Consider the following 22,370-nt stretch of genomic DNA (forward strand, 5'->3'; position numbering starts at 1 on the left):
CGTCGACAAAATCGATAGCGTAGCGGTAAAGAACCGTAGTGCGATTGCAAAGGCCTGGACCCTAAGAAGCGAGGTGCTCCAACAGGCGAGACGACGTGCCACTGGCGAATTTGCACCGAAATAGCTTTTCGCATTTCTAGGGCTCTTCACCTACCTCCTCGACCGCGTATCACAGGAGAAGTGATAACTGCTGTAAAATGCCTACACGGTCAGTTAGGCGGTAGGCCGCATTAAAGCCAAGCCATTCCAATAGGTTCATCATTACCCCCTTAGATAGATACGATCTTACCTAAGCGATTCACTCGGCTTGTGACAAGGCATCCAGACGGGAAACGGTGTTTGTCATAATTGACTACGTCGCGGACATCTAGCTGAACCGGCTCTATCGCTGTCGCTGTAATACCAAATCCTTGAGGGCCTGACTCACGGGGGATTTCTTTTCGGCGGATTCTCTGATTCAGAGTCGCAAATTGGAGGAAGTTTGCGATGGCGGCGGCGCTTGGGTTGCGGTTGGATTTCGACGGAGGGGCATTGCGGCGGCTGGCGCGTACCGAAACCGCCGCGACCAGTTCACGCTTCTGTTGATCGGTCCATACCCCCCGCCGCTCCGGCCCCGAATTTACCGTGATCTGACTCATCATACCGTCCTTAGTATCGATGCAAACATCGGCGCGTTCACCAGTGCCATGTCAAAATATCAGCCGATCACCGCAAGGCGGCCCTCACCGGAGCGATACAGTAAATCAGGGGGAACCAGCGTCCCTCCGTTGGTACCTGCCGATGTGTTAGGATACTTTGGCGGTATTGGGACGTCACGAACATGCCGTACGGGTTCAGATTGCTATCTCCAAAGCATTACAACAAAGGTGACCCCGCGAAGGCGGGAACCCATCTCCTGGGCTTGCGCCAATTGCAAAGCTGGGGAGATGGTTCCTCGCCTGCGCGGGGACGACTGTATGGGGTTGAAGTGTCCGCAACCCACCCATCCCCCCTCAAATCGCCAGCGCCACCTGCGGCATCGCCCGCAACCGCCCCATGTCCCGCACCGGCGGCGCGCCGAACAGGCGGCGATATTCGCGGCTGAATTGCGACGGGCTGTCATACCCCACCCGAAACCCCGCCTCCGCCGCGTCCAGCCGGTCGGCCAGCATCAACGTCCGCGCCGCCTGCAACCGCAGCTGCTTCTGATATTGCAGCGGCGTCATCGCGGTCGCGCGGCGGAAATGCTCGTGGAAGCTCGATACGCTCATCCCCGCCAGATCCGCCAGCCCCGGACCATTAAACGGCTCGCGGAAATGCGCCTTCAGCCAGCCGATCGCCCGCGCGATCTGCCCCGTCCGGCTTTCCCCCGCCGCGATCGCGCGGACGATGCCGCCGCTCGGCCCGGTCATCAGCCGCACCAGCAATTCCCGCTCGATGATCGGCGCCAGCAGCGGCGCGCCGCCCGGATCGCCCAGCAGCGCGGTGAGCCGCGTCGCTGCGTCCAGCAATTCCGGCGTGACAGGATGCAGCGACAATGCGCTCCCCTCCGCCGATGGGGCAGCGGGCGGCAGGGCGATGGCGATGTCGGACAGCAGCACCGGGTCCAGATAAAGGCAGAAGCAGAGATAGGGCGCATCGTCGCTGGCCTGCGTCACCATGCCTGTGATCGGCAGGTCGAGCGAGGCGACCAGATAGCTGGCCGGCCCATAGGCCACCACGCTGTCCCCCAGCATCACCCGCTTGGCCCCGTGCGCGATGATGCAGAGCGCCGGCCGCTGGAGCATATGCACCGGCTCGTCCGCATGGCTCCAGCGCACCAGCGTCAGGCGCGGGATGGTCGTGTCGATGATCCCGTCCGTATCGGCATATCGGGCAATCTGCCGACCAAGGGCATCGTGCGACATAGGGCTTTCTCCTTTACCTCGGACCCTATCGCCCCTGTGTCCACCTGAACAGCCTGTCCGCCCCACATCTGGAAAATCGTGCAATCATCGCGCAAGCCCATTCTACCGCTCCCACCCCATGATGGCGCATTCATAAACCATCGGATCGACGGTCGATCCGCCCGAACATGGGAGACAGGACATGGCAATCAACACGAAGGTCATCGCAATCACCGGCGCCAGCAGCGGCATCGGCGAAGGCACGGCGCGGCTGCTGGCGGCGCGCGGCGCGAAGTTGATGCTGGGCGCGCGCCGCACCGATCGGCTGGCGAAACTGGCGGACGAACTGAACGCGGCGGGCGGGACGGTCGCCTTCCGGGCGCTGGACGTCACCGACCGGACGGATTTCGAGGCCTTCGTCGCCGCGACCGAAGCCGCGTTCGGCCGGATCGACGTGCTGGTGAACAATGCCGGTCTTATGCCGCTGTCCCGCTTCGACAGTCTGAAGGTCGATGAATGGGACCGGATGATCGACGTCAACATCCGCGGCGTCCTGCACGGCATCGCCGCCGCCCTGCCCCGCTTCAAGGCGCAGGCGAGCGGCCATTTCGTCAATATCTCCTCGATCGGTGGCTATCGCGTCTGGTCGACCTGCGGCGTGTACAGCGCCACCAAATATGCGGTGCGCGCCATTTCCGACGGGCTGCGCATGGAACATGACGATATCCGCGTGACCGTCGTGTCGCCGGGCGTGGTGGAATCGGAACTGGCCGGCACCATCACCGAAGCCGGCGCCGCTGCCGCGATGGCCGATTTCCGTGCCATCGCCCTCACCCCGGACGCGATCGCCCGCGCCATCGCCTATGCGGTGGAACAGCCCGCCGATGTCGACGTCAACGAACTGGTCGTGCGGCCGGTCCGCACGATGGATTGAGGGTATATGCAAATGGGCCGCTCCTTGCAGGGCGGCCCATGCATTGATGGAACGACCATCAGCAGATCAGTGCACGAAGCGCGCCACCACATCGCGATAGGAGCGGCTGACCTTCACCTGCGCGCCGCTCTCCAGCACCAGGAAACATTCGCCATTGGTGTGGGGCTTCACCTGCCGCACCTGGCTCAGGTTCACGATGGTCGAGCGATGCACGCGCTGGAAATTTCGCGGGTCCAGCCGCTTTTCCAGATCCTTCATCGTCTCGCGCAGGATCAGCGAATTGTCGGCGGTATAGATGCACATATAATCGCCCGCCGCATCGATCCGCTCGATCGAATCCACATCGACGCGGAATATCTGCCCGCGATCCTTGATGTTGATCAGCTTCTCGAACCGGCTGGACGCGGGCGAATCATCGTCGGTCACGAAATCGCTCATCGCCTGCGGCGCGACCTCGGCCAGCACTTCACGCAGCTTCTCGACTTCCTGCACCTGCCGCTTCTCGTTCAGGCGCTGGCGCACCCGGTCCAGCGCATCGGCCAGGCGCCCGTCGTCCACCGGCTTCATCAGATAATCGACCGCCTGCGCCTCGAACGCGCGGATCGCGTGGTCGCTATATGCGGTGCAGAAAATCACCAGCGGCGGCTCCACCTCCATCAGGCCCTGCACGACGGAAAAGCCATCGAAGCCGGGCATCTGAATGTCGAGGAACACAAGGTCGGGTTTATGCGTCTTGATCGCGCGGATGGCTTCGCGGCCGTTGTTGCAGGTTTCGATAATGTCGACATCCTCATGCGCTTGCAGACGCAGTTGGAGTCCTTGAATGGCCAGGCTTTCGTCATCGACGAGGATTGTTCTGATGGTCATGCGGCCACTTTCGATGTTTCATCCATGTTAAGCGGAATTTCGATGATGACCGAAAATCCGCCCGGCGTGGAACGCGTTTCAAAGCTCTGTCGTTCCCCGAAGGCCTGAATTAACCGGTCCCGGATGTTCGGCAGGCCGATACCGGTCCCCTCGCTCATCGGGATGTGCGGCCTCATTCCGCCTTCATTCAATCCCGGCCCGCTGTCCGATACGACGATCCGTACATTATCCCCGGCAGGCTGCGCGCTGACCGCTATTTCGGCCCCTTCCTCCTTGGGCGTGACCGCATATTTGATCGCATTTTCGACCAGCGGCTGGAGCAGGAGCGAGGGCAATCGCGCGTGGGCGACGGCAGGATCGATGGTGAAGACCGGGCGCAACCGATCTTCGAACCGCATCTTCTCGATCTCCAGATAGAGTTTCAGCGTCTCGATCTCCTGCTCGATCGTCACCTGCGCGGTCGGTTCGTTGATCAGCGTATAGCGCAGGAAGGAGGACAGCCGCGACAGCATCGCATTGGCCCGGTCGGTCTGCTTGAGCAGCACCAGAGTCGAGATGCTGTTGAGCGTATTGAACAGGAAATGCGGGTTCAACTGATACCGCAGCATCGCCAGTTGCGCGTTGGCGGCCTGATTTTCCAGCCGCAGCAACTGGTCCGCCTGTTCCTCCACCGTCAGGTAGAAATTGATCGCATAGTAAAGCGAAGACCATGCTCCCAGCAGCGTCATCGACAGATAGAAGGCGCCCAGGAACAGTTGCAGCCCCGCCGTCTCGCTCGCCCTGTTCTGCGTCGAAAAAACCCAGGAGTCGATAAAGGCAACGAGCGCGGCGGCCGCGACCACGGTGACGATCGACACGCCCCAGGTGACGATCGGCCGCTTCTTCACCAGAAAGCGGAACATCACCGCAATCAGCAGCGTCACCGAATAGCCGGACACAGTGGAGATCAGCACCGGCACAAGGCTGGAGAGCGGCTGGCCGTTGGCGATGGTGGAGGAGCCGCGCAACAGGAAGGCGCCCGCCCAGCCCAGCGACTGGAGGTTCCAGAAGGCGCGATTCTTGTCGGCGAAGAACGGCTGCGGCTTGATGCGTGGTACGGTGACGGACATTGCACCCAGACTTAGGCCATTTGCGCGCCCGGTCAAAGTCGGTTTAGCCACCCATCGTCAGGCCGCCGCCGCCGGCTCCTCGGTCATCGGCGTCACCTCGTCGGTGCACAGCCAGACCAGGTCGGCCAGGTCGAGCGTGCGCCCGTCATGCGCCTGCATGGCGATCGGGCGGATCGGCTGGCCGTCGCGCTTGTCCGCCAGCACCTGGCAGGCCGGCGTGCCGCATCCCCATTTCTCGCCCCACTGGCGCAGCGCGATCATGGCCGGGGCCAGCCCCTGCCCCTTTTCCGTCAGCCGATATTCGACCTTGCGCCGGTCGCACTGCATCGGCTGGCGCACCAATATGCCGTTTTCCACCAGCCGCGACAGCCGGTTGGCCAATATGTTGCGGGCGATGCCCAGGGTGGACTGAAATTCCTCGAAATGGCGAATGCCCGACAGTGCGCCGCGCAGGATGAGGAACGACCAGCGTTCACCCATCATCTCCAGCGCGCTGGGCAGCGCGCATTGTTCCAGATCCTGGGCAAGACTATGTTTCATCATTCTCACGCATAGCGCAAAGCGGCGGGGGTTGCAAAATCGCAGCCTTATTCATGCCAAATGGGATTTTTTTGTTGCACCGCAAGCCCGTTCTCACACAATCGGGCAACGATGCTGCGTCAATATGAACTTGTCGAACGGGTAAAGCGCTACGATCCGGATGCGGACGAAGCCATGATCAACCGCGCCTATGTCTTTTCGGTCCAGAAACATGGCTCGCAAAAGCGCGCCAGCGGCGACCCTTATTTCAGCCACCCGATCGAGGTGGCGGGCATCCTGACCGACTTCAACCTGGACGACCAGACGATCGTGACCGCGCTGCTGCACGACACGATCGAGGATACGCTGGTCACCTATGAGGAGATAGAGGCCGCGTTCGGCAAGGATGTCGCGCGCATGGTCGACGGCGTGACCAAGCTCAGCAAGATCGAGGCCATGTCCGAAAATGAGCGGGCGGCGGAGAATCTGCGCAAATTCCTGCTCGCCATGTCGGACGATATCCGCGTGCTGCTGGTGAAGCTCGCCGACCGGCTGCACAATATGCGCACGCTGCACTTCATCAAGAATCCCGACAAGCGCCGCCGCATCGCGCGCGAGACGATGGATATCTACGCCCCGCTCGCCGAACGCATCGGCATGTATGATTTCATGCGCGAGATGCAGTTGCTCGCCTTCCGCGAGATCGAGCCGGAAGCCTATGCCAGCATCACCAAGCGGCTGGAGCAGCTCAAGGAAGGCGGCCATGACAAGGTCGACCGGATCGGCGCGGAACTGCAATTGCTGCTGGCGGGCAAGGGCATGTCGGTCAGCGTGTCGGGCCGCGAAAAACACCCCTATTCCATCTTCAGGAAGATGCAGGAACGGCATATCAGCTTCGAGCAGCTGACCGACGTGATGGCCTTCCGCGTCATCACCGACAGCCATGAGGCCTGCTACCGCGCGCTCGGCATCATCCACCAGACCTTCAAGATGGTCCCCGGCCGGTTCAAGGATTATATCTCCACCCCCAAGCGCAACGGCTATCAGTCGCTGCACACCACCGTCATCCATCAGGACAATGCCCGGATCGAGGTGCAGATTCGCAGCCGCGACATGCATAACGACGCCGAACTCGGCCTCGCCGCGCATTGGGCCTACAAGCAGAAGGGCGACGCCACCGACCATCACGCCGCCTGGCTGCGCGACCTGGTCGAAATCCTGGAACAGAGCCAGGACGCCGACGAACTGCTCGAACATACCCGCATGGCGATGTATCAGGACCGCATCTTCGCCTTCTCGCCCAAGGGCGAACTGCATCAGATGCCCAAGGGGTCGACCCCGGTCGATTTCGCCTATGCCGTCCACACCTCGCTCGGCAACCAGACCGTGGGGGCCAAGGTCAATGGCCGCGTCGTGCCGCTGCGCACCAGCCTGGAAAATGGCGACCAGGTCGAAATCCTCAAGTCAGAGGGCCAGGAACCACAGCCCGGCTGGCTGACCTTCGCCATCACCGGCAAGGCGCGTGCCGCCATCCGCCGCTATATCCGCCAGAAACAGCGCGGCGAGGAAATCAAGCTGGGCGAAAAACTCTATGAAGAGATAATCGGCCGCTTCTCCCCGGACCTTGCCAGGGAACTGGGCGACAAGGCGCTGACCGCCGCCCTCAAGCGCCTGAAGCTGGACGATCGCGCGTCGCTGATGGTGGCGATCGCGACTCATCGCCTGCTCGACAGCGAAGTGATGGAGGCGCTGATCCCCGGCTCCACCTCCCATGAGGGCATGGCGGAAGCGCATCCCCGCCAGCATGAACCCGTGTCCATCCGCGGCCTGACGCCGGGCATCGCCTACAACCTCAGCGATTGCTGCCACCCCGTGCCCGGCGACCGGATCGTCGGCGTGCGCCGCACCGGCGAGCCGATCGAGGTGCACACGATCGACTGCCGCTCGCTGGAGGTGGAGCAGGACGACGACTGGGTCGACCTGTCCTGGGACAGCAAGTCGAAGGGCGGCACCGCGCGCCTCTCCGTCATCGTCAAGAATCAGCCGGGTGCGCTGGCCGCCGTCGCCAACGTCTTCGGCGCGACCAAGGCGAACATCCTCAACCTGCAACTGGTCAATCGCGAAGGCCCCTTCCACACCGACGTCATCGACCTGGAAGTCGCCGACGCGCAGCATTTGAACCGCATCCTCTCAGCCCTGCGCGCGATCGACGTGGTGGTGCAGGCCGACCGGGTCTGAAGCGCCAGCCTCAAGGTCGCAGTCCCCATAAGAAAAGGGGCGGCCCCATAAGAAAAGGGGCGGAAAATCTCCGCCCCTTCCTTTAACCCTTATGCCCGAACCGGATCACATCGTGATCTTGGCGCCCGCATACATATAGCGGCCGACATAGCTGACCGGATAGTTGCTCGACGCGATCGAGGGCTGCTGGTCGAACAGGTTGTTCGCGCCGACATAGAAGCGGAACCGTTCGTCTACATCATAGGCGACATACAGGTCGTGCTGCCACTTTTCCTTGTACTTCAGATATTTCGCCTCGGTCAGATCGGGATTGGCGTTGGTCTGCTCCAACTCGTAACGGCGCGTCTTGCTGAACCAGCTCACGCCATAGTTGATCGTCAGCTTGTCCATCTTCCAGGTGATATCCCCGGTGGCGTTCCACTTGGGATAATAGGCTTCCTCCCGGTCCACATCGACGCTGGCGCCCGGCGTCGGGATCAGGTCTAGCTTGTTGAGATATCCTCCAACCAGCGTGACTGAAAACGCGCCGGCCTTTGCGGTTTCAAAGGCGTAGTTCATCTTGAAATCTGCGCCAGATGTACGATAATTGGCGACATTTTGAGGTTGGACGTACCAGCTATTGATGTATCCCGTCGTCGAATCGCGGCCGATATTCTGGCAGAAGACATTGTCCAGCGTAGGCTGATCGACGCACAGTTCCGCGACCTCTTCGGCCGTAGCATAGCTGATCGCATTCTTCAGCTTGATGTCATACCAGTCGAACGACGCCGTAAGGCCGGGGATGAAGCTTGGGCGCAACACGACGCCTGCCGTCCATGTACGCGCCGTTTCCTCGCGCAGGTTGCGATTGCCGCCGGTTGTGCCGGGCAAGCTGACGGTAGCAGTCGGATCGTTTTCGGGATTGAAGTCCGCGATCTGCTGCGGGGTAAGGCCCAAAGCGGCCAAAGTGGCCTGACAATTGGCCGCCCGATATTGCGTGCCGTCATTGATATAGACCGGATCACAAGGATCACCGATAAAATCGAACCCGCCATTGGTCGGCGCGAACAATTCCGTGACGTTGGGCGCTCGCACGGCCTCAGACCAAGTGCCGCGGAACGTGATGTCCGGGATCGGCGCATAGGTGCCGTCCACCTTCCAGGTCGTGGTCTTGCCGATAGTCGAATAGTCAGACAACCGCAGTGCCGCGCCAAAGCTCAGATTATAAGCGAAGGGCACTTCCTTCAGCACCGGCACCGACAATTCGCCGAAAATCTCCTTTACGTCGAAGCTGCCCTTTTCAGGCAACTGCAACGAGAAGTCGGCCAACGCCCCTTGCTGCAACAGCTCGTCGGGTACGAAGCTGCTCTTCTCCTTGCGATATTCGCCGCCGATGGCGAAGCCGATCGGGCCGCCCGGCAATTCAAAGAACTGACCGAAATCGCCGGAAATAGAACCCGACACGACATGTTGCTGGACTCTAGCGCGGTTCATGATGTCGGCATTGACCCAGTCGAGCGCCGCCTGGCTCGGCGCGCCGTTGCCCAGCAGGTTGAGCGGACGGCAACCGCTCCCCGCGCCCGGCGTGAAGGTGGTGGCCGGCGCGTCATAATTTTCGGGATTGATATTGCCCGTGGGGTCCAGGTCGGACCGGCAGACGATCTGCCCGGTGGCCGGGTCGCGCACCGCGTCGATCGAGGCCCAATAGCGGTCGCCGATGCGATAGTCGGTCAGCAGCACCTTCGACTTGGTCTGGCCGAACGTGTAGGACAGCTCGTAGCGGGCATGATCGGAAATCGCGCCCTCGAACCCGCCGACGAAGCGCATCGTCTCGCGCTCATTCTTTTCGCCGCGTACGCCCATGTCGAAATTGTCGCGCGACACATAGGCTCCGTCCGGCGCCACCGCGCCGAACTTGTCCTGCAAATAGGCGTTGTCGGGCGCCAGATAGGTGAAGAAGTCGAAGGACGGCTGCGACACCGTGCTGGTCTTGTTCTTTACATATTTGGCTTCGAAGAAGAATTTCACCGCGTCGCTGAAATCATAATGCGACAGCAGGTTGAAATTATGCACCCGGTTATAGGCCTGCAAGTCGCCCTGATAGCCCGCCAGCGGCGTGCTGTCTCCGCCCTGCGTCAGGCCGCCCGACGACGGCAGCAGCGTGCCACGGTCATAGACTTTGCCTTCCCCGGTGAAGTCGGGAATCCCGTCCAGATCCACGTCGATCGCGCCACCCAGCGAACTGTCGGCATAGCGCAGATTGTTGAACGCCAGGCGGTCTGGTACATTGGGATCGTCTGGGAAATCGGCCGGATTGCGCACGATTCCATAGGTGCGCAACGGATCGCCGGTGCGCCCGCGATTGAAGCTGCTCAGCCGGTCTTGTTCGCGAAACTCGTAGGACAGAGCGATATTGCCACGGCCGTCGCTGAAATTCTTGCCATAGGTCAGCGACCCTTCACGCTGCCCGGCGTCGCCCCGGCTGGAAATGCCCGCCTGGCCGCTCGCCATGAAGCCATCGAAATTGCGCTTCAGACGGAAATTGACCACGCCCGACACACCGTCCGCGCCATAGATGGCCGATGCGCCGCCGGTCAGCACGTCCACGCCCTCGATCAGGCCGGTGGGAATGGTGTTGATATCGACCGCGGCCGATCCCGACAGGCTCGCCACATGGCGGCGGCCATTGACCAGTACCAGCGTGCGATCCTCGCCCAGGCCACGCAGGTTCAGCAACTGCACGCCGACCGACCCAAAGCCCGCATTGGAACCGGATGTCTGCGCCCCGCCGAAGGAGGAAATCAGCGCCGGATTCTGCCGCAGCGTGTCGACCAGCTGCACGTTGCCCGCCTGCTCCAGCGTCTCGGCGGTCACCGTCACCAGCGGGTTGGCGATATTATAATCGCTGCGCTGGATGCGGCTGCCGGTCACGACGATGGTGTCGCCATCGTCGGCGGGCGTCGCGTCCTGCGCCAGCGCGGGAAAAGCAAACAGGGTCGTGAGCGCGCTGGCCGCAAGGAGCCTGCGCGCCGCGGCAGCGGTGCGGTGCATAAAATATCCCTCTGTTTTCAGGAGTTCGGGGGAGAACTCGACTGACCCGAAAACGCCCGTCCCGTCGCGCCGGGTCAACGCCGCTGCGACGAACGGAGCGATTTGTGGCGCTTTTATTGCCACCTGTAGCATCACTGCAACACGGCATCCTGAACGGAAGATGACCGAAAAAACAGCGCGCAATCCACCCTTGCCGCTACGGCATCGGTCCTATGCGCCCACAGCCTCCGCCCGTGCGATCAGCGCCCGCGCCTCCTCGACATGCATCGTCTCGATCATGCGCCCCTCGAACCGCTCCGCCCCGCCGGTCGCCGCCTCGACCAGCCGCCGCGCGTCGGCCAGCGCCTGCGCATCGGGACCGAACATCTGGTTCGCCACCGTCACCTGCGCCGGATGGATCAGCGTCTTGCCATCGAAGCCTTGGCGGTATCCCTCGGCACATTCCGCCTCCAGCCCTGCCGCATCGTCCAGCCGGTTGAACACGCCGTCGAACACCGCGATGCCCGCCGCCCGCGCCGCCAGCACCACCGCCTGCATCGCATGGCTCAGCCCCTCGCGCCCCGCGCCCGCCGGGATGCACAGATCCTTGCGCAGGTCGTTATTCCCCATGAACAGCCCGGCACAGCCCTCCGCCCGCGCGATCTCCACCGCCGCCAGCACGCCCTGCGCGCTTTCGATCATCGCGATCACCGGCTTGTGGCAGACGCTGAACACATCCTTGACCTGCCGGGGATGCTCCACCTTGGGCAATACCACATAGTCGGCCGCCGCCGTCTTGAGCGCGACCATCTCCACCCCATGCCAGGGCGTCCCCTCGACGTTGATCCGTACTGCTGCGATCCGCTCGCCAAAGCCCTCCGCCAGCGCCGCGACCGCCGCGTCGCGCGCGCTGTCCTTGGCGTCGTCGGGCACCGCATCCTCCAGGTCCAGTATCACCATGTCGCACGGCAACGTCCGCACCTTGGCGATGGCGCGGGCGTTGGACGCCGGCAGGAACAGGATGGAACGGGCATGGCGCAACTGCATGGGCACTCTCCATAGGGCCTTGGATGGCTTCACCCCCCCCGTTAGCCAATAGGCGGCCCGCCCCCAACCCCCAATCGGACCGGGCGACGAAAGCGCGCCGCCCGACGGAGCGTCAGAAGTCCACGGTCGCCGACAACCACAGCCGCCGCCCTTCCTGATTGATCGCATAAGCGGGCGTGAAGGCCCTGACATTCTGCGCGGTCTGATACGGCACATAGACCGCATAGTCGGTGTCCAGCACATTATACACCGTCGCCGCCAGCCGGAACGCCGGGGACAGCTGATACGAGCCGCCCAGATGGAACACTTCGTAACTACGGAAGTCGCCCACCGCGCCCTGCTGCACATTGGCGCCGCGATAGCGGCTCGACCGCACCTCTGCCCGCGCCCACAGGCTCGCCTTGTCGCCCAGTTTCCAGCGCAGATTGCCGTTCAGCATATGCTTGGGCATGCCGATCAGCGGCAAGCCTTCCTCCGACCCGCTCAACTGCTCCGTCTCGGTATAGGTGTAGTTGGCGCTCAGCGACAAAGTCGGCGTAAAGGCGAAGCGCGTCGCCACTTCCACGCCGCGCGTGCGCGCCTTGTCGATGTTGATCGACTGGCTGAACAACTCGACATTGGGGAAATTGCCCACATCGACGCAGCCCGGCAGGTTCGGATTGCTCACGAAGCGGCAATTGGGAATACCCGGCCCGCTGGCGATCTTGTCGGTAAAGTCGTTGTTGAACAAGGTCACATTGCCGCTGAAGACACCCTGCCCGTCATAATAAAGCCCCGCCTCATAACTGGTGCTGGTTTCCGGCGTCAGCCCCGGCGATCCCAGCAGCGGCGTGCGCCCCTGATTGCCGAAGCCGATGATCCCCTCGGCGATCTGCTCGACGCGCGGCGTCTTGAACCCGCGGCTCACCCCGCCCTTGAGCGTCAGCGCCTCGTTGATAGTCCACACGCCATAGACGCGCGGCGACCATTTATCGCCGAAACTGCTGTGATTGTCGTAGCGCGCGCCGCCGGTGATGTTGAACCCGTCCACCACGGTCAGCGTCGCCTCGGCAAAGCCCGCCCACTGCGTGAATGTGAACGGATCGGGCGCCACGCCCTCGACCATCCGCGCCTTCCAATATTGCCCGCCGACCGTGAAGGCGACCGGGCCGACCTTCCCGGCAAAGCGCGAATCCAATATGTCGTTGCGCGCCTCCAGCGTCCGTGGCGCGCCCGGCGTCGCGCCCGGCGTGCCATTGGGGATCAGCCGCCCGATCGTCTCCGTCTCGTTGCGGGTCAGCGTCGTGTCCAACTGGCCAAAGCCCATGCGCCAGCTATGCGCGATCACATAGTTGGACCGGTTGAACCGCTGTTCCGGCGCATAGCCGCCCGACCCCAGCGTCCCCAGTTGCCCTTCGCTATTGTCATAGCTTTGCTCGTTGCGGTCGAACTCGAACCACAGGTCATGGTCGGCATGGGGCGTCAGGCTCAACCGCCCGCCATAAGTATAGACGTCCGACCGCACCGGATTGCGCCCCAGCGTCAGCGCCGGATCGCCCGGAATGGCGATGTTCGATCCCTCGCGATGGAACACGCTGCCCCGCAGCGTCAGCCCCAGCAGGTCGCGGATCACCGGCCCCTGCGCAAAGCCGTTCACCGACTGGATATTGCCGAAGCGATCGTCGCCCTGGATCGTGCTTTCGGCGCTCGCGGTCCCGACCCAGCGCGTGCCGACCTTCCGGGTGATGATGTTGACGACGCCGCCCATCGCGTCCGACCCGTACAGCGTGGACATCGGCCCGCGCACCACCTCGATCCGGTCGATCGCGGAAAAGGGCGGCAGGAAGCTGGTCGACGTCTCGCCAAAGCCGTTGGGCGTCACCCCGCCCGGCGCATTCTGGCGGCGGCCGTCGATCAGGACCAGCGTATAGTCGCTCGGCATGCCGCGAATGGAGATGTTGAGACCACCGGTCTTGCCCGCCTCCCCGCCGACATCCACGCCCTGCACGTCCTGCAAGGCTTCGGCCAGACTGCCGAAGCGCTTTTCCTGCAACGCCTCGCGCCCCAGCACGGTGATGCTGGCCGGCGCCTCGACGATAGTCTGCTCATACCCCGCCGCCGTCACGACGATCGCGGACCCGCTGTCGCCCTCGACCGGCGCAGCATCGACGGCATCCGCCGCGATAGCCGCCTGTCCCACGACTGCCAGCGCCAGCACCCCGGCCCCACCAAAAGCCCGCGCCAAAGTACCCAACCGCGTCGACCCCATAAATCCCCCATAAGCTAATGCGAATGCGTATCACTAATACACCCGCCGTTGAGAGCGGCCGCGAGGGGATGTCAATGAAGGGGAGCGGGTTGGGAGTGCGGGAAACCATTCGTTACAGAGAAGAGACAGATTGGTGGCTGACGGGACGGATTGGGATATGGCCGACAGCGCAACAGCCATATTTGTCAGGATATGGCGTCAATCAACCATACCCAACGGCTGTCGACTATGCGCCAATCCCAGCCGTTCCACAGCGATTTTGTTGAGCTTGGAAGCAGGCCTTCTGCTTATGAACAGGGCCGGGACACTCCCGACATTTCTGCGGGCAACTTGAACGTCCGCCGGTGCTAAAAACCGGCATTTCTTCCAAGTATTGTTGGGGTTTCTACTCAGATATAGATTTAAGCCCGTTGAAATGCAGTGGCGCTACTGCCTCGATCATTTCAAGAAGATACGCGACGTTCTTCTGGGTCTCGGCCACGATGGCAGGATCAAACCCTTTGCCCGTGATGTGCGAGTTGTCATTCGTGAACTTGTATATAGCGGTCTTTTTATCCTCGTCGAAATTGGTCTTCGATAGCTGGTCGTATGTATTGCCGTTGGCCGGCACATGAAACTCTAAAAAGGTCTCCAAAACCTTTCTAGCGACATTGGGGATATGATAGCAGCTTTGGATCGTGCCATCCGACCTATATTGGTAAAGCGTTTTGAACAGATAGTGATATTCTGTCGGGTGCTTTTCCAAAAGGGTATCCAGCGGCGCAATTTTTGATTGCCTCGCGCCATTCGCCTCTGAACAGATGAGCATGTAATGGCTCTTATTATTGATGCGCGACAGCCAGTTAAGCAACAATTTTAGAAAATCGAAATTGTGCGTTAGGATGATGACCTGTTTGGCATTCTTCACTGCATTCTTCAGGAAGGAAAAGGCCTGATAGATCGAGGATGAGTCGAGGCTCGAAATCGGATCGTCGATCACAACGATCCCGTCCTGAATGTTGAAGTCGTTGTCGTTTAAGTGGACAATAAAATATACGAATGCGATCGCAGTCTTCTCGCCCTCGCTCAATCGCTTCGCGGCTTTCCCGCGCCTGAGAACCCTGTAGCCTTCATCGATGGACTCGAATGTCAGGTCGGTGCGACCTAGGAACGTCGCGATCCTCTTGCTCAATTCAGCGCTACCGGCGTGTGCGCTGGAAATCGTCGCCTTCCGCTCAGCAATGAGCGCGCGGATCGCGTCGAGACTTCGGGCGTCGCCAGAGTCGGCAGAGCCGTTTGTCAGCGTCTCAATTCTGCGTGTCTTGTTTTCAATTTCCGCTTCGAGTGCCGCGATCTGGCCGTGGATGCCGGAGAGGTAGTGGGTTTCAATCGCCGTTCTCGCCTCAGCCTTCTCGCGCTCAAAATCGGCCGACTTCGCATTGTGGCGCCTCACGATCTCCGACATGGCGTCGATGGCGGCGAGGAAACCTGACGGCTCTATAACCTCCGTCGGATCGAGCGAGACGGTGCGCTCCGTGAGCTTGCGGGACAAAAGCGATTGGACTGCACCCATCTGCTCGCTCAAGGCAGTCTGTGCAACCTGAAACTCGGCCTCCTTGGCGATCCATTCCGGGCGAAGCTCGCCATAGAACGCGCTCTTCGCCGGCAATTCGATAGACCGGATGGCATGCGAAATGCGCGTCCCGAACGCTTGCGCGTTTTCGATGTCCGATTTCAACCTCTGATCTTCGATACTGAAATGTTCGGCCAAAGCGGAGATGCGATCCGCCGGAAGGCCCTGCGCGCAAAATTCACAGGTCTCGGACTCGTGGTTGCGATGGAGCTGCAGTCCGGCCTCCACCCATCCTGCGATGTCCGGGTTGGCGGTAAGGTGTGCGATGGCGGCCGACTGTGCCGTTCGCTTGGCGAGGGCGTGAGCTGTGCCGAGATAGCGTGCGATGATGTCTTTCAGAGCGATAGGAGCTTCTGCGGGACCGGCCGCGATCGGCGGAACGGCGATCCCAGCAATCTGGTCTTCCTGCTGCTGATGGAGGGTTGCCCTGTGCTTCTCCAGTGTGGGCTCGTCATGAATTTGTGGAGTGACGAGCTTTGCGAATGCCTTCTCGGCGTCCGGCTTCCTGAAATTTCTCAGTGTCGTGCCGCTGGTTGCTTCACCAATCGTTTTCGCGATCGCCGAAAACGCCGTGTCCTTTTCTTTTCCTACCTTGGCGACCGCTTTCTTTTCGGCCTCGATCAACGCCTCCCGGCCAGCAAGGGCGGTTTCGTCCGTGCGAACCTCGTCTGCGAGCTGCTTGTTTTCCTGCCCGACAATGAGGATCGGCCGAATCGGTCCGTCGAAGCGGCCAATGTTCGCCTGCACATAGTCGGCGTTGAAAACGCGGATGCCGGTCGGGCATTTCTGGCCGGGAACGAGTTGGCCCACGCTGGTCTCGAGGGAATAGTCGAGGTCAGGGTGCTCGGCATGAGTGCCCTCGGGCAACGCGGCGAACAGATTCGACAGGGTTGTCTTGCCGGTGCCGTTGTCGCCATAGAAGACGTTGTAGCGTTTCAGCTTCTGGAGCTCGGCAGGGGCCGAAAAGTCCGAGAAGATGCCAAGCCCCTTTATCTTCTTTATCGAAACCAGCATGATTCAGCCCCCGCCTGCTATCGCTTGCTCAGAGATCGCCAATACGACCTTTAGGAAGCGAGGCTGACCATGATTGATGTGGACAGTCAATCCGAACGGTAGCTACCGGCGAGGAGCAGGCGTTAATGCGAGGGCTGCCGCGCGACTTGAAGTGGTCGCCAGCCGATGCTGTGTGAGCGTCAGCTAACGCCGCGACGTCGGTCCGAACCGGACAGTCGCCTATCGGCCACCTATTCCCTGTCCTACACCCCCCACTCCATGCCACCCTCCCCGGCATGACCCAGCCAGATCTCCTCCACTTCGCCCCCGTCACCCTCGCCCGCCGCGCGCGGGGGTGGACGCATGATGCGCAAATCGCCTTCATCGCCGCGCTGTCCCGATGCGGCGTGGTGGCGCAGGCGGCGCGCAGCGTCGGCTGTACGCCGCGATCGGCCTATTATCTGCGGGCGCGGCCCGGCGCGGAAAGTTTCGCCGCCGCCTGGGACTGGGCGCTGGAAATGGGGCTGGACGAAAGCCGGGGCCGCGCCGTCGCCATCGCGAAGGAACGGCAGGAGCGGCCGATCGTCCGGCGCGGGCAGGTGGTGGGCACGCGCACGCAAACCAATCACCGCCTGCTCTTCGCCGCCCTGCGCGCGCTCGGCGCCGACTGTCGCGACAGCGGCATCATCCTCCCCCATCGCGAACGCATCGCCACCCGCCACATGCTCGCCCGACTGGCGGAGGCCGGCCCCTATTCGCCCGATGAATGGCAGCGCATCCACCCCATCCTCATGCAGGCCAGCGGCGCCATGCAAGCCGCCCCGGCCCTCACCCCAACCTTGTCATAATCTGTCGCCAGTAGGAAATAACATGTCGAAATCTGCGGGAAATATGCGAAGTTAAGGGAAAGCCCCCCACCGGAGACCTCCCCTGATGCTGACCACCCGCCGCGAGCTGCTCGCCGCCGGCGCCTCTGCCGCCGCCCTTTCGACCATCCCCGCGCGCGCCGCCGAAAGCCCCGATGCCGCCGCGCAGGCCTTGCTGGCGGACATGGCCGAAGCGATGCTGGCCGACGCGCCCGAAAGTGCGAGCGGCCTTGGCCTCGACACCGGCGCGCGGCTCCCGCTCAAGAGCCGCCTCGGCAACAGGACGCCAGCGGGTCAGGCGCAGATCGCCGCCCATGTAAAGGACCGCCTCGCCCGGCTGCGCGCCATCGACCTCACCCCGCTTTCGCCCGCCACCCGCATCGACGTGGAAGTGGTGCGGACCGCGCATGAAACCGCGGCGGACGGCTTCGCCTTCCCCTTCGGCGACATGGCGATCATGAACAGCAACTGGTCCTACCGCAACAGCCCCTATGCCGTGGCGCAGAATACCGGCAGCTTCGTGGAAACCCCCGATTTCCTCGACTCCAACCACGTCATCAAGGACAGGGCCGACGCCGACGCCTATCTCGCCCGCCTGGCCGCCTATGCCACCAACCTGAACGGCGAAACGGAGCGCCTTCGCCACGACGCCGGCCTCGGCGTCACCGCCCCCGCCTTCCTGCTGGACAAGACGCTCAGGCAAATGGCCATGGTGCAGGCCCAGCCGGTCGAGCAACAGGTGCCCGTCGCCTCCCTCGCCCGCCGCACCAGGGACATGCCCGGCGACTATGCCGCCAAGGCTGCGCAGATCGTCCGCGACACCGTCGCCCCCGCTCTTGCCGCCCAGGTCGCCGAACTGCAACGCCAGCGCGCCGGGGCCACCATGGACGCGGGCGTCTGGAAATTCCGCGACGGCGACGCCTATTATGCCTGGGCGCTCAAAGCCGGCACCACCACCACCATGTCCCCGGACGAGGTCCACAAACTCGGCCTGGCCCAACTCGCCGCGCTGCAATCGCAAATGGACGGCCTGCTCAGGCAACTGGGCATGACGAAGGGCACCGTGGGCGAACGCATGACCGCCATGGGCAAAAACCCGCGCTATCTCTTCCCGAACGACGATAATGGCCGCCAGCAGATCCTGTCCTTCATCGACGGTCGCCTCGCCGACATCCGCACCCGCCTGCCCCGCGCCTTCGCCACCCTCGTCCCCGCCAGGCTGATCGTGAAGCGCGTGCCGGTGGAGATCGAGGCGGGCGCGCCCGGCGCCTATGCCGGCGCCGGCTCGATCGACGGCTCGGTCCCCGGCAACTATTATATCAATCTGCGCGATACCGGCATCTGGCCGCGCTATTCGCTCCCCACCCTGTGCTATCATGAGGGCATTCCCGGCCATATCTGGCAGGGCGAATATACCTATAAACTCCCGCTGATCCGCTCGCTTCTCGCCTTCAACGCCTATAGCGAGGGCTGGGCGCTCTACGCCGAACAACTGGGCGACGAACTGGGCGCCTATGACGGCGACATCGCCGGGCGGCTGGGCTATCTCCAGTCCATCGCCTATCGCTGCTGCCGTCTGGTGGTGGACACCGGCCTGCATGCCAAGCGCTGGACCCGCGACAAGGCGATCCACTGGTTCGCCACCACCAACGGCTCCACGGTCGAGGATGTGCAGGGCGAAGTCGACCGCTACTGCGCCTGGCCGGGGCAGGCCTGCGGCTACAAGGTCGGCCACGGCGAAATCGTCCGCCTGCGGGGACAAGCGCAACAGGCGCTGGGCGACCGCTTCGACTTCCGCCTGTTCAACGACGCCGTGGTCAAGGGCGGCGGCGTACCCATGACCGTGCTGGGCAAGAGCATCGACGCCTGGGTTGCGGAGCGGAAGGGCGCCTGACCCTTACTGTTCCCCGGCCTTCACCGGGGAACAGGCGCTCTATACAAAAAAGGCCGGAGCATCACTCCGGCCTTTCCTACTCTTTCGAAACCTGCCTTAACCGACGAACGCCCGCTCGATCACGAACTGCCCCGGCGCCGCGTTGGAGCCTTCGGTAAAGCCCTGTTCCTCAAACCAAGCCCCGAACTGCTTGATCATCTCCATGCTGCCGCACATCATGATCCGGTCGGTTTCGGGATCGAACTTCGCCGCGCCCGGAATGCCTTCGAACAGCGCGCCGCTCTCGACCAGCTTGTCGATCCGCGCGGTGTGGCCGTCGAACGGCTCGCGGGTCACGGTCGGCACATAATGGAACTGACCCGGCGCCTGCTCCGACACCAGCGGGTCTTCCGACCACTTGCCTTCCATCTCGTCGCGGAAGGCCAGATCGCTCACCCGGCGCACCGAATGGACCACCACGACCTGCTCGTAAAACTCATACACATCCGGGTCGCGCGGCAGGCTCAGGAACGGAGCCAGCCCCGTGCCGGTCGACAGCATGAACAACCGCTTGCCCGGCAACAAAGCGTCGGTGACGAGCGTACCGGTCGGCTTGCGACCCAGATAAATCTGGTCGCCCGGCTCGATCTTCTGGAGCTTGCTGGTCAGCGGACCGTCCTGCACCTTGATCGACAGGAACTCGATTTCCTCGTCCCAGGCGGGGCTGGCGATCGAGTAGGCCCGCAGCAGCGGCTTGCCGTTATCGCCCTTCAGGCCGATCATGATGAACTCGCCCGATCGGAAGCGGAAGCTCGCCGGCCGCGTGATGCGGAAGCTGAAGAGATGCTCGTTCCAGTGCTTCACCGACAGCACGGTTTCCACGGAAAGCGCGCCGGTCGGTTCCAGAACCGGCTTTTCGATCGTCTCGTCGGTCAACAGTCCATCCTTGCAGTCTATGAGGCACCGCACCGGCGACGCCTTTTGCGGATCGTTCGCAATAAAGTCGAAATCCGCGAATGGCCCGTCCGTGCCGTGATGGCAAGGCCAAAAAAACTTGCAGGGCCAAAGGGCACTCTTTGCACGGAGCGCCCCGCCCCTTATCGCTTAACCGAACAGACCCTTGGCGATGCCGCCCAGTTCATTGAGCGGATTGCCGTCGCCATCCTTGTCGAAAAAGCCGCCCAACTGGCCCAATATCGCCTCCGGCCCGCCGAACGTGCCCAGCAATTCCTGCAACTTGTCGGCCGACACACCATGTTCGGCAGCCGTCTCGGCCAGTGCCGACACGCTCGTCTCGCCAGACCCGATCTTGGCGCTGATCTCGCTGAACAGCCCCTGCATCTGTTCCGGGGTCAAGCCGATCTGCGCCGCGATCGCTTCCAGCCCGCCGAATTTACCAATCAGATCGTCAAACATGCCATGTGCTCCCGCTTAAAAGGTTGACCGCCATAATAGCAGCTTGCCTCCGCGATCAAAAGCAAAAGGGCCGGAGGATCGCGCCCCCGGCCCCTTGTTTGCCACGTTCGGAAAGATCAGGCGGCGACCAGCGCCGCGTCGCGCACGCCAGCATCGACATGGTCCGCGAACTGCGCGAAATTATCCACGAACGCCTTGACCAAAGTCGCGGCGGTCACGTCATACGCGTCCTTGTCCGCCCACATCGCGCGCGGGTCGAGGATGGTCGGCTCCACGCCATTGACCGCCACCGGCACATCGAAGCCGAAATTGGGATCGGTGCGGAACTCGGCCTGGCTCAGGCTGCCGTCGAGCGCCGCGTTCAGCAGCGCGCGCGTCACCTTGATCGGCATGCGCTTGATCCCCGGCATGGTCGCCTTGCCGCCCGCCCAGCCGGTATTGACCAGCCAGCAGGTGACGCCGCCCTTGTTGATCCGCTCTTTCAGCAGATTGCCATAGACGGATGGATGACGCGGCATGAACGGCGCGCCGAAGCAGGTGGAGAAGGTCGCGGTCGGCTCGGTCACGCCGATCTCCGTCCCTGCGACCCGCGCGGTATAGCCGGACAGGAAATGATACATCGCCTGTTCCGGGGTCAGCCGAGCGATCGGGGGCAGGACGCCATAGGCATCGGCGGTCAGGAAGATGATATTCTTCGGGACCGGACCCAGATTCTTCTCCGACGTGTTCGGGATGAAGTCGATCGGGTAGGAGCCGCGGCTGTTCTCGGCCAGGCTATTGTCGTCCAGGTCGATCTCGCGAGTCTCCTCGTCGATCACGACATTTTCCAGCACCGTGCCGAACCGCTTGGTGGTGGCGAAGATTTCCGGCTCGGCCTCGGCCGACAGGTTGATCATCTTGGCATAGCAGCCGCCCTCGAAATTGAAGACGGCGGTATCCGACCAGCCATGCTCGTCGTCGCCGATCAGCGTGCGGCTGGCATCGGCCGACAAGGTGGTCTTGCCCGTACCGCTGAGGCCAAAGAAGACCGCTGTGTCGCCGTTCGCGCCGATATTGGCCGAACAGTGCATCGGCATCACACCCTTCACCGGCAGCAGGTAATTGAGGATACCGAACACCGACTTCTTCATTTCGCCGGCATAGGCGGTACCGCCGATCAGGATCAGCTTCTCGGTGAAGTTGACCGCGACCACCGTCTCGCTGCGGCAACCATGGCGGGCCGGATCGGCCTTGAAGGTCGGCAGGTCGATGATGGTATATTCGGGCGCGAAGGCCGTCAGTTCATCCGCGCTCGGACGCACCAGCAGCGTTCGGATGAACAGGTTATGCCAGGCCCGCTCGTTGATGACGCGCACCTTGACGCGATGCTCCGGCTGCGATCCGCCGAACAGGTCGGCGACATACAGCGTACTCTTGTCACCCAGCGCCTTGAAGAAGTCGGCCTTCAGCGCGGCGAAATGGTCCGGGGTCATGGGCACGTTGGTCTTGCCCCACCATACCGTGTCCTGCGTCTCGGCGTCCTGCACGATGAACTTGTCGCTTGCCGACCGGCCGGTATGCTTGCCGGTCTTCACGACCAGCGGGCCGTCCTTGGACAATATGCCTTCGCCGTTGCGGACCGCTGCTTCGACCAGCGGCGCCGTCCCAAGATTCCAGAACTGGGTGGCATGAGTAGTGATGCCCTGGTCGGCCAGGGTGATTGAGGATTTGGCCTGCACGCCTTTGCTCCATATGTTGTTCGCGCGCGTCATCTTCCATGATCGCGATCGTTCCG

General features: G+C 62.5%; 15 protein-coding genes. 4 read left to right on the top strand and 11 right to left on the bottom strand.

Annotated elements, in window-relative coordinates; all coding sequences use genetic code 11:
- Window positions 1-992: 992 nt before the first annotated feature.
- Window positions 993-1,886, bottom strand: coding sequence for an AraC family transcriptional regulator (locus ASE85_RS04280; protein ID WP_056683878.1), 894 nt, complete (start codon window positions 1,884-1,886; stop codon window positions 993-995).
- Between the two features lie 181 nt (window positions 1,887-2,067).
- Here ASE85_RS04280 and ASE85_RS04285 point away from each other — a divergent pair, with 181 nt between their 5' ends.
- Window positions 2,068-2,799, top strand: coding sequence for an SDR family oxidoreductase (locus tag ASE85_RS04285; RefSeq protein WP_056683880.1), 732 nt, complete (start codon window positions 2,068-2,070; stop codon window positions 2,797-2,799).
- A 66-nt stretch (window positions 2,800-2,865) separates the two neighbouring features.
- Here the strand turns inward: ASE85_RS04285 and ASE85_RS04290 are convergent, their stop codons facing one another.
- Genes ASE85_RS04290 through ASE85_RS04300 form a run of 3 tightly spaced genes read right to left on the bottom strand, consistent with a single transcriptional unit; the run spans window position 2,866 to window position 5,315 of the window.
- Complete coding sequence (locus ASE85_RS04290; RefSeq protein WP_056683883.1) at window positions 2,866-3,666, bottom strand: LytR/AlgR family response regulator transcription factor; 801 nt, start codon at window positions 3,664-3,666, stop codon at window positions 2,866-2,868.
- Entirely contained in the window at window positions 3,663-4,775 is a 1,113-nt protein-coding gene (locus ASE85_RS04295; protein WP_056683886.1) for a sensor histidine kinase, read from the bottom strand. Before ASE85_RS04295 ends, ASE85_RS04290 begins: the two co-directional genes overlap by 4 nt.
- A 57-nt stretch (window positions 4,776-4,832) precedes the next feature.
- Window positions 4,833-5,315 (bottom strand): winged helix-turn-helix transcriptional regulator, encoded by a 483-nt coding sequence (locus ASE85_RS04300; protein WP_056684374.1) that lies wholly within the window; start codon window positions 5,313-5,315, stop codon window positions 4,833-4,835.
- A gap of 111 nt (window positions 5,316-5,426) precedes the next feature.
- Between ASE85_RS04300 and ASE85_RS04305 the strand changes: the two genes are divergently transcribed.
- A complete protein-coding gene (locus ASE85_RS04305) occupies window positions 5,427-7,532 on the top strand; it encodes a RelA/SpoT family protein (protein ID WP_056683889.1) in 2,106 nt (701 codons plus the stop codon).
- Window positions 7,533-7,637: 105 nt separating this feature from the next.
- On the opposite strand, the gene ASE85_RS04310 is transcribed toward ASE85_RS04305, so the two are convergent.
- The 4 genes from ASE85_RS04310 to ASE85_RS04325 form a co-directional block, all read right to left on the bottom strand.
- On the bottom strand, window positions 7,638-10,562 hold the full coding sequence (locus ASE85_RS04310) for a TonB-dependent receptor plug domain-containing protein (protein WP_056683892.1): 2,925 nt from the start codon (window positions 10,560-10,562) through the stop codon (window positions 7,638-7,640).
- Between the two features lie 210 nt (window positions 10,563-10,772).
- Window positions 10,773-11,588, bottom strand: coding sequence for an HpcH/HpaI aldolase/citrate lyase family protein (locus ASE85_RS04315; protein ID WP_056683895.1), 816 nt, complete (start codon window positions 11,586-11,588; stop codon window positions 10,773-10,775).
- A gap of 112 nt (window positions 11,589-11,700) precedes the next feature.
- A complete protein-coding gene (locus tag ASE85_RS04320; protein ID WP_056683898.1) occupies window positions 11,701-13,836 on the bottom strand; it encodes a TonB-dependent receptor domain-containing protein in 2,136 nt (711 codons plus the stop codon).
- 385 nt (window positions 13,837-14,221) lie between these two features.
- Window positions 14,222-16,462, bottom strand: coding sequence for an AAA family ATPase (locus ASE85_RS04325; protein WP_056683901.1), 2,241 nt, complete (start codon window positions 16,460-16,462; stop codon window positions 14,222-14,224).
- Window positions 16,463-16,737: 275 nt separating this feature from the next.
- On the opposite strand from ASE85_RS04325, the gene ASE85_RS04330 reads away from it, so the two are divergent.
- Together ASE85_RS04330 and ASE85_RS04335 are read left to right on the top strand one after the other, a co-directional pair.
- Window positions 16,738-17,289 (top strand): hypothetical protein, encoded by a 552-nt coding sequence (locus ASE85_RS04330; protein ID WP_200928287.1) that lies wholly within the window; start codon window positions 16,738-16,740, stop codon window positions 17,287-17,289.
- A gap of 85 nt (window positions 17,290-17,374) precedes the next feature.
- On the top strand, window positions 17,375-19,201 hold the full coding sequence (locus tag ASE85_RS04335; RefSeq protein ID WP_056683904.1) for a DUF885 domain-containing protein: 1,827 nt from the start codon (window positions 17,375-17,377) through the stop codon (window positions 19,199-19,201).
- A 96-nt stretch (window positions 19,202-19,297) separates the two neighbouring features.
- On the opposite strand, the gene ASE85_RS04340 is transcribed toward ASE85_RS04335, so the two are convergent.
- The 3 genes from ASE85_RS04340 to ASE85_RS04350 form a co-directional block, all read right to left on the bottom strand.
- Window positions 19,298-20,116, bottom strand: coding sequence for a ferredoxin--NADP reductase (locus tag ASE85_RS04340; protein WP_056684377.1), 819 nt, complete (start codon window positions 20,114-20,116; stop codon window positions 19,298-19,300).
- A 168-nt stretch (window positions 20,117-20,284) separates the two neighbouring features.
- A complete protein-coding gene (locus ASE85_RS04345; protein WP_056683907.1) occupies window positions 20,285-20,596 on the bottom strand; it encodes a hypothetical protein in 312 nt (103 codons plus the stop codon).
- A gap of 116 nt (window positions 20,597-20,712) precedes the next feature.
- Entirely contained in the window at window positions 20,713-22,314 is a 1,602-nt protein-coding gene (locus ASE85_RS04350) for a phosphoenolpyruvate carboxykinase (protein WP_056684380.1), read from the bottom strand.
- Between the last annotated feature and the right edge of the window lie 56 nt (window positions 22,315-22,370).

Origin of the sequence: Sphingobium sp. Leaf26 (assembly GCF_001421665.1) — a bacterium.
GTDB lineage: Bacteria > Pseudomonadota > Alphaproteobacteria > Sphingomonadales > Sphingomonadaceae > Sphingobium.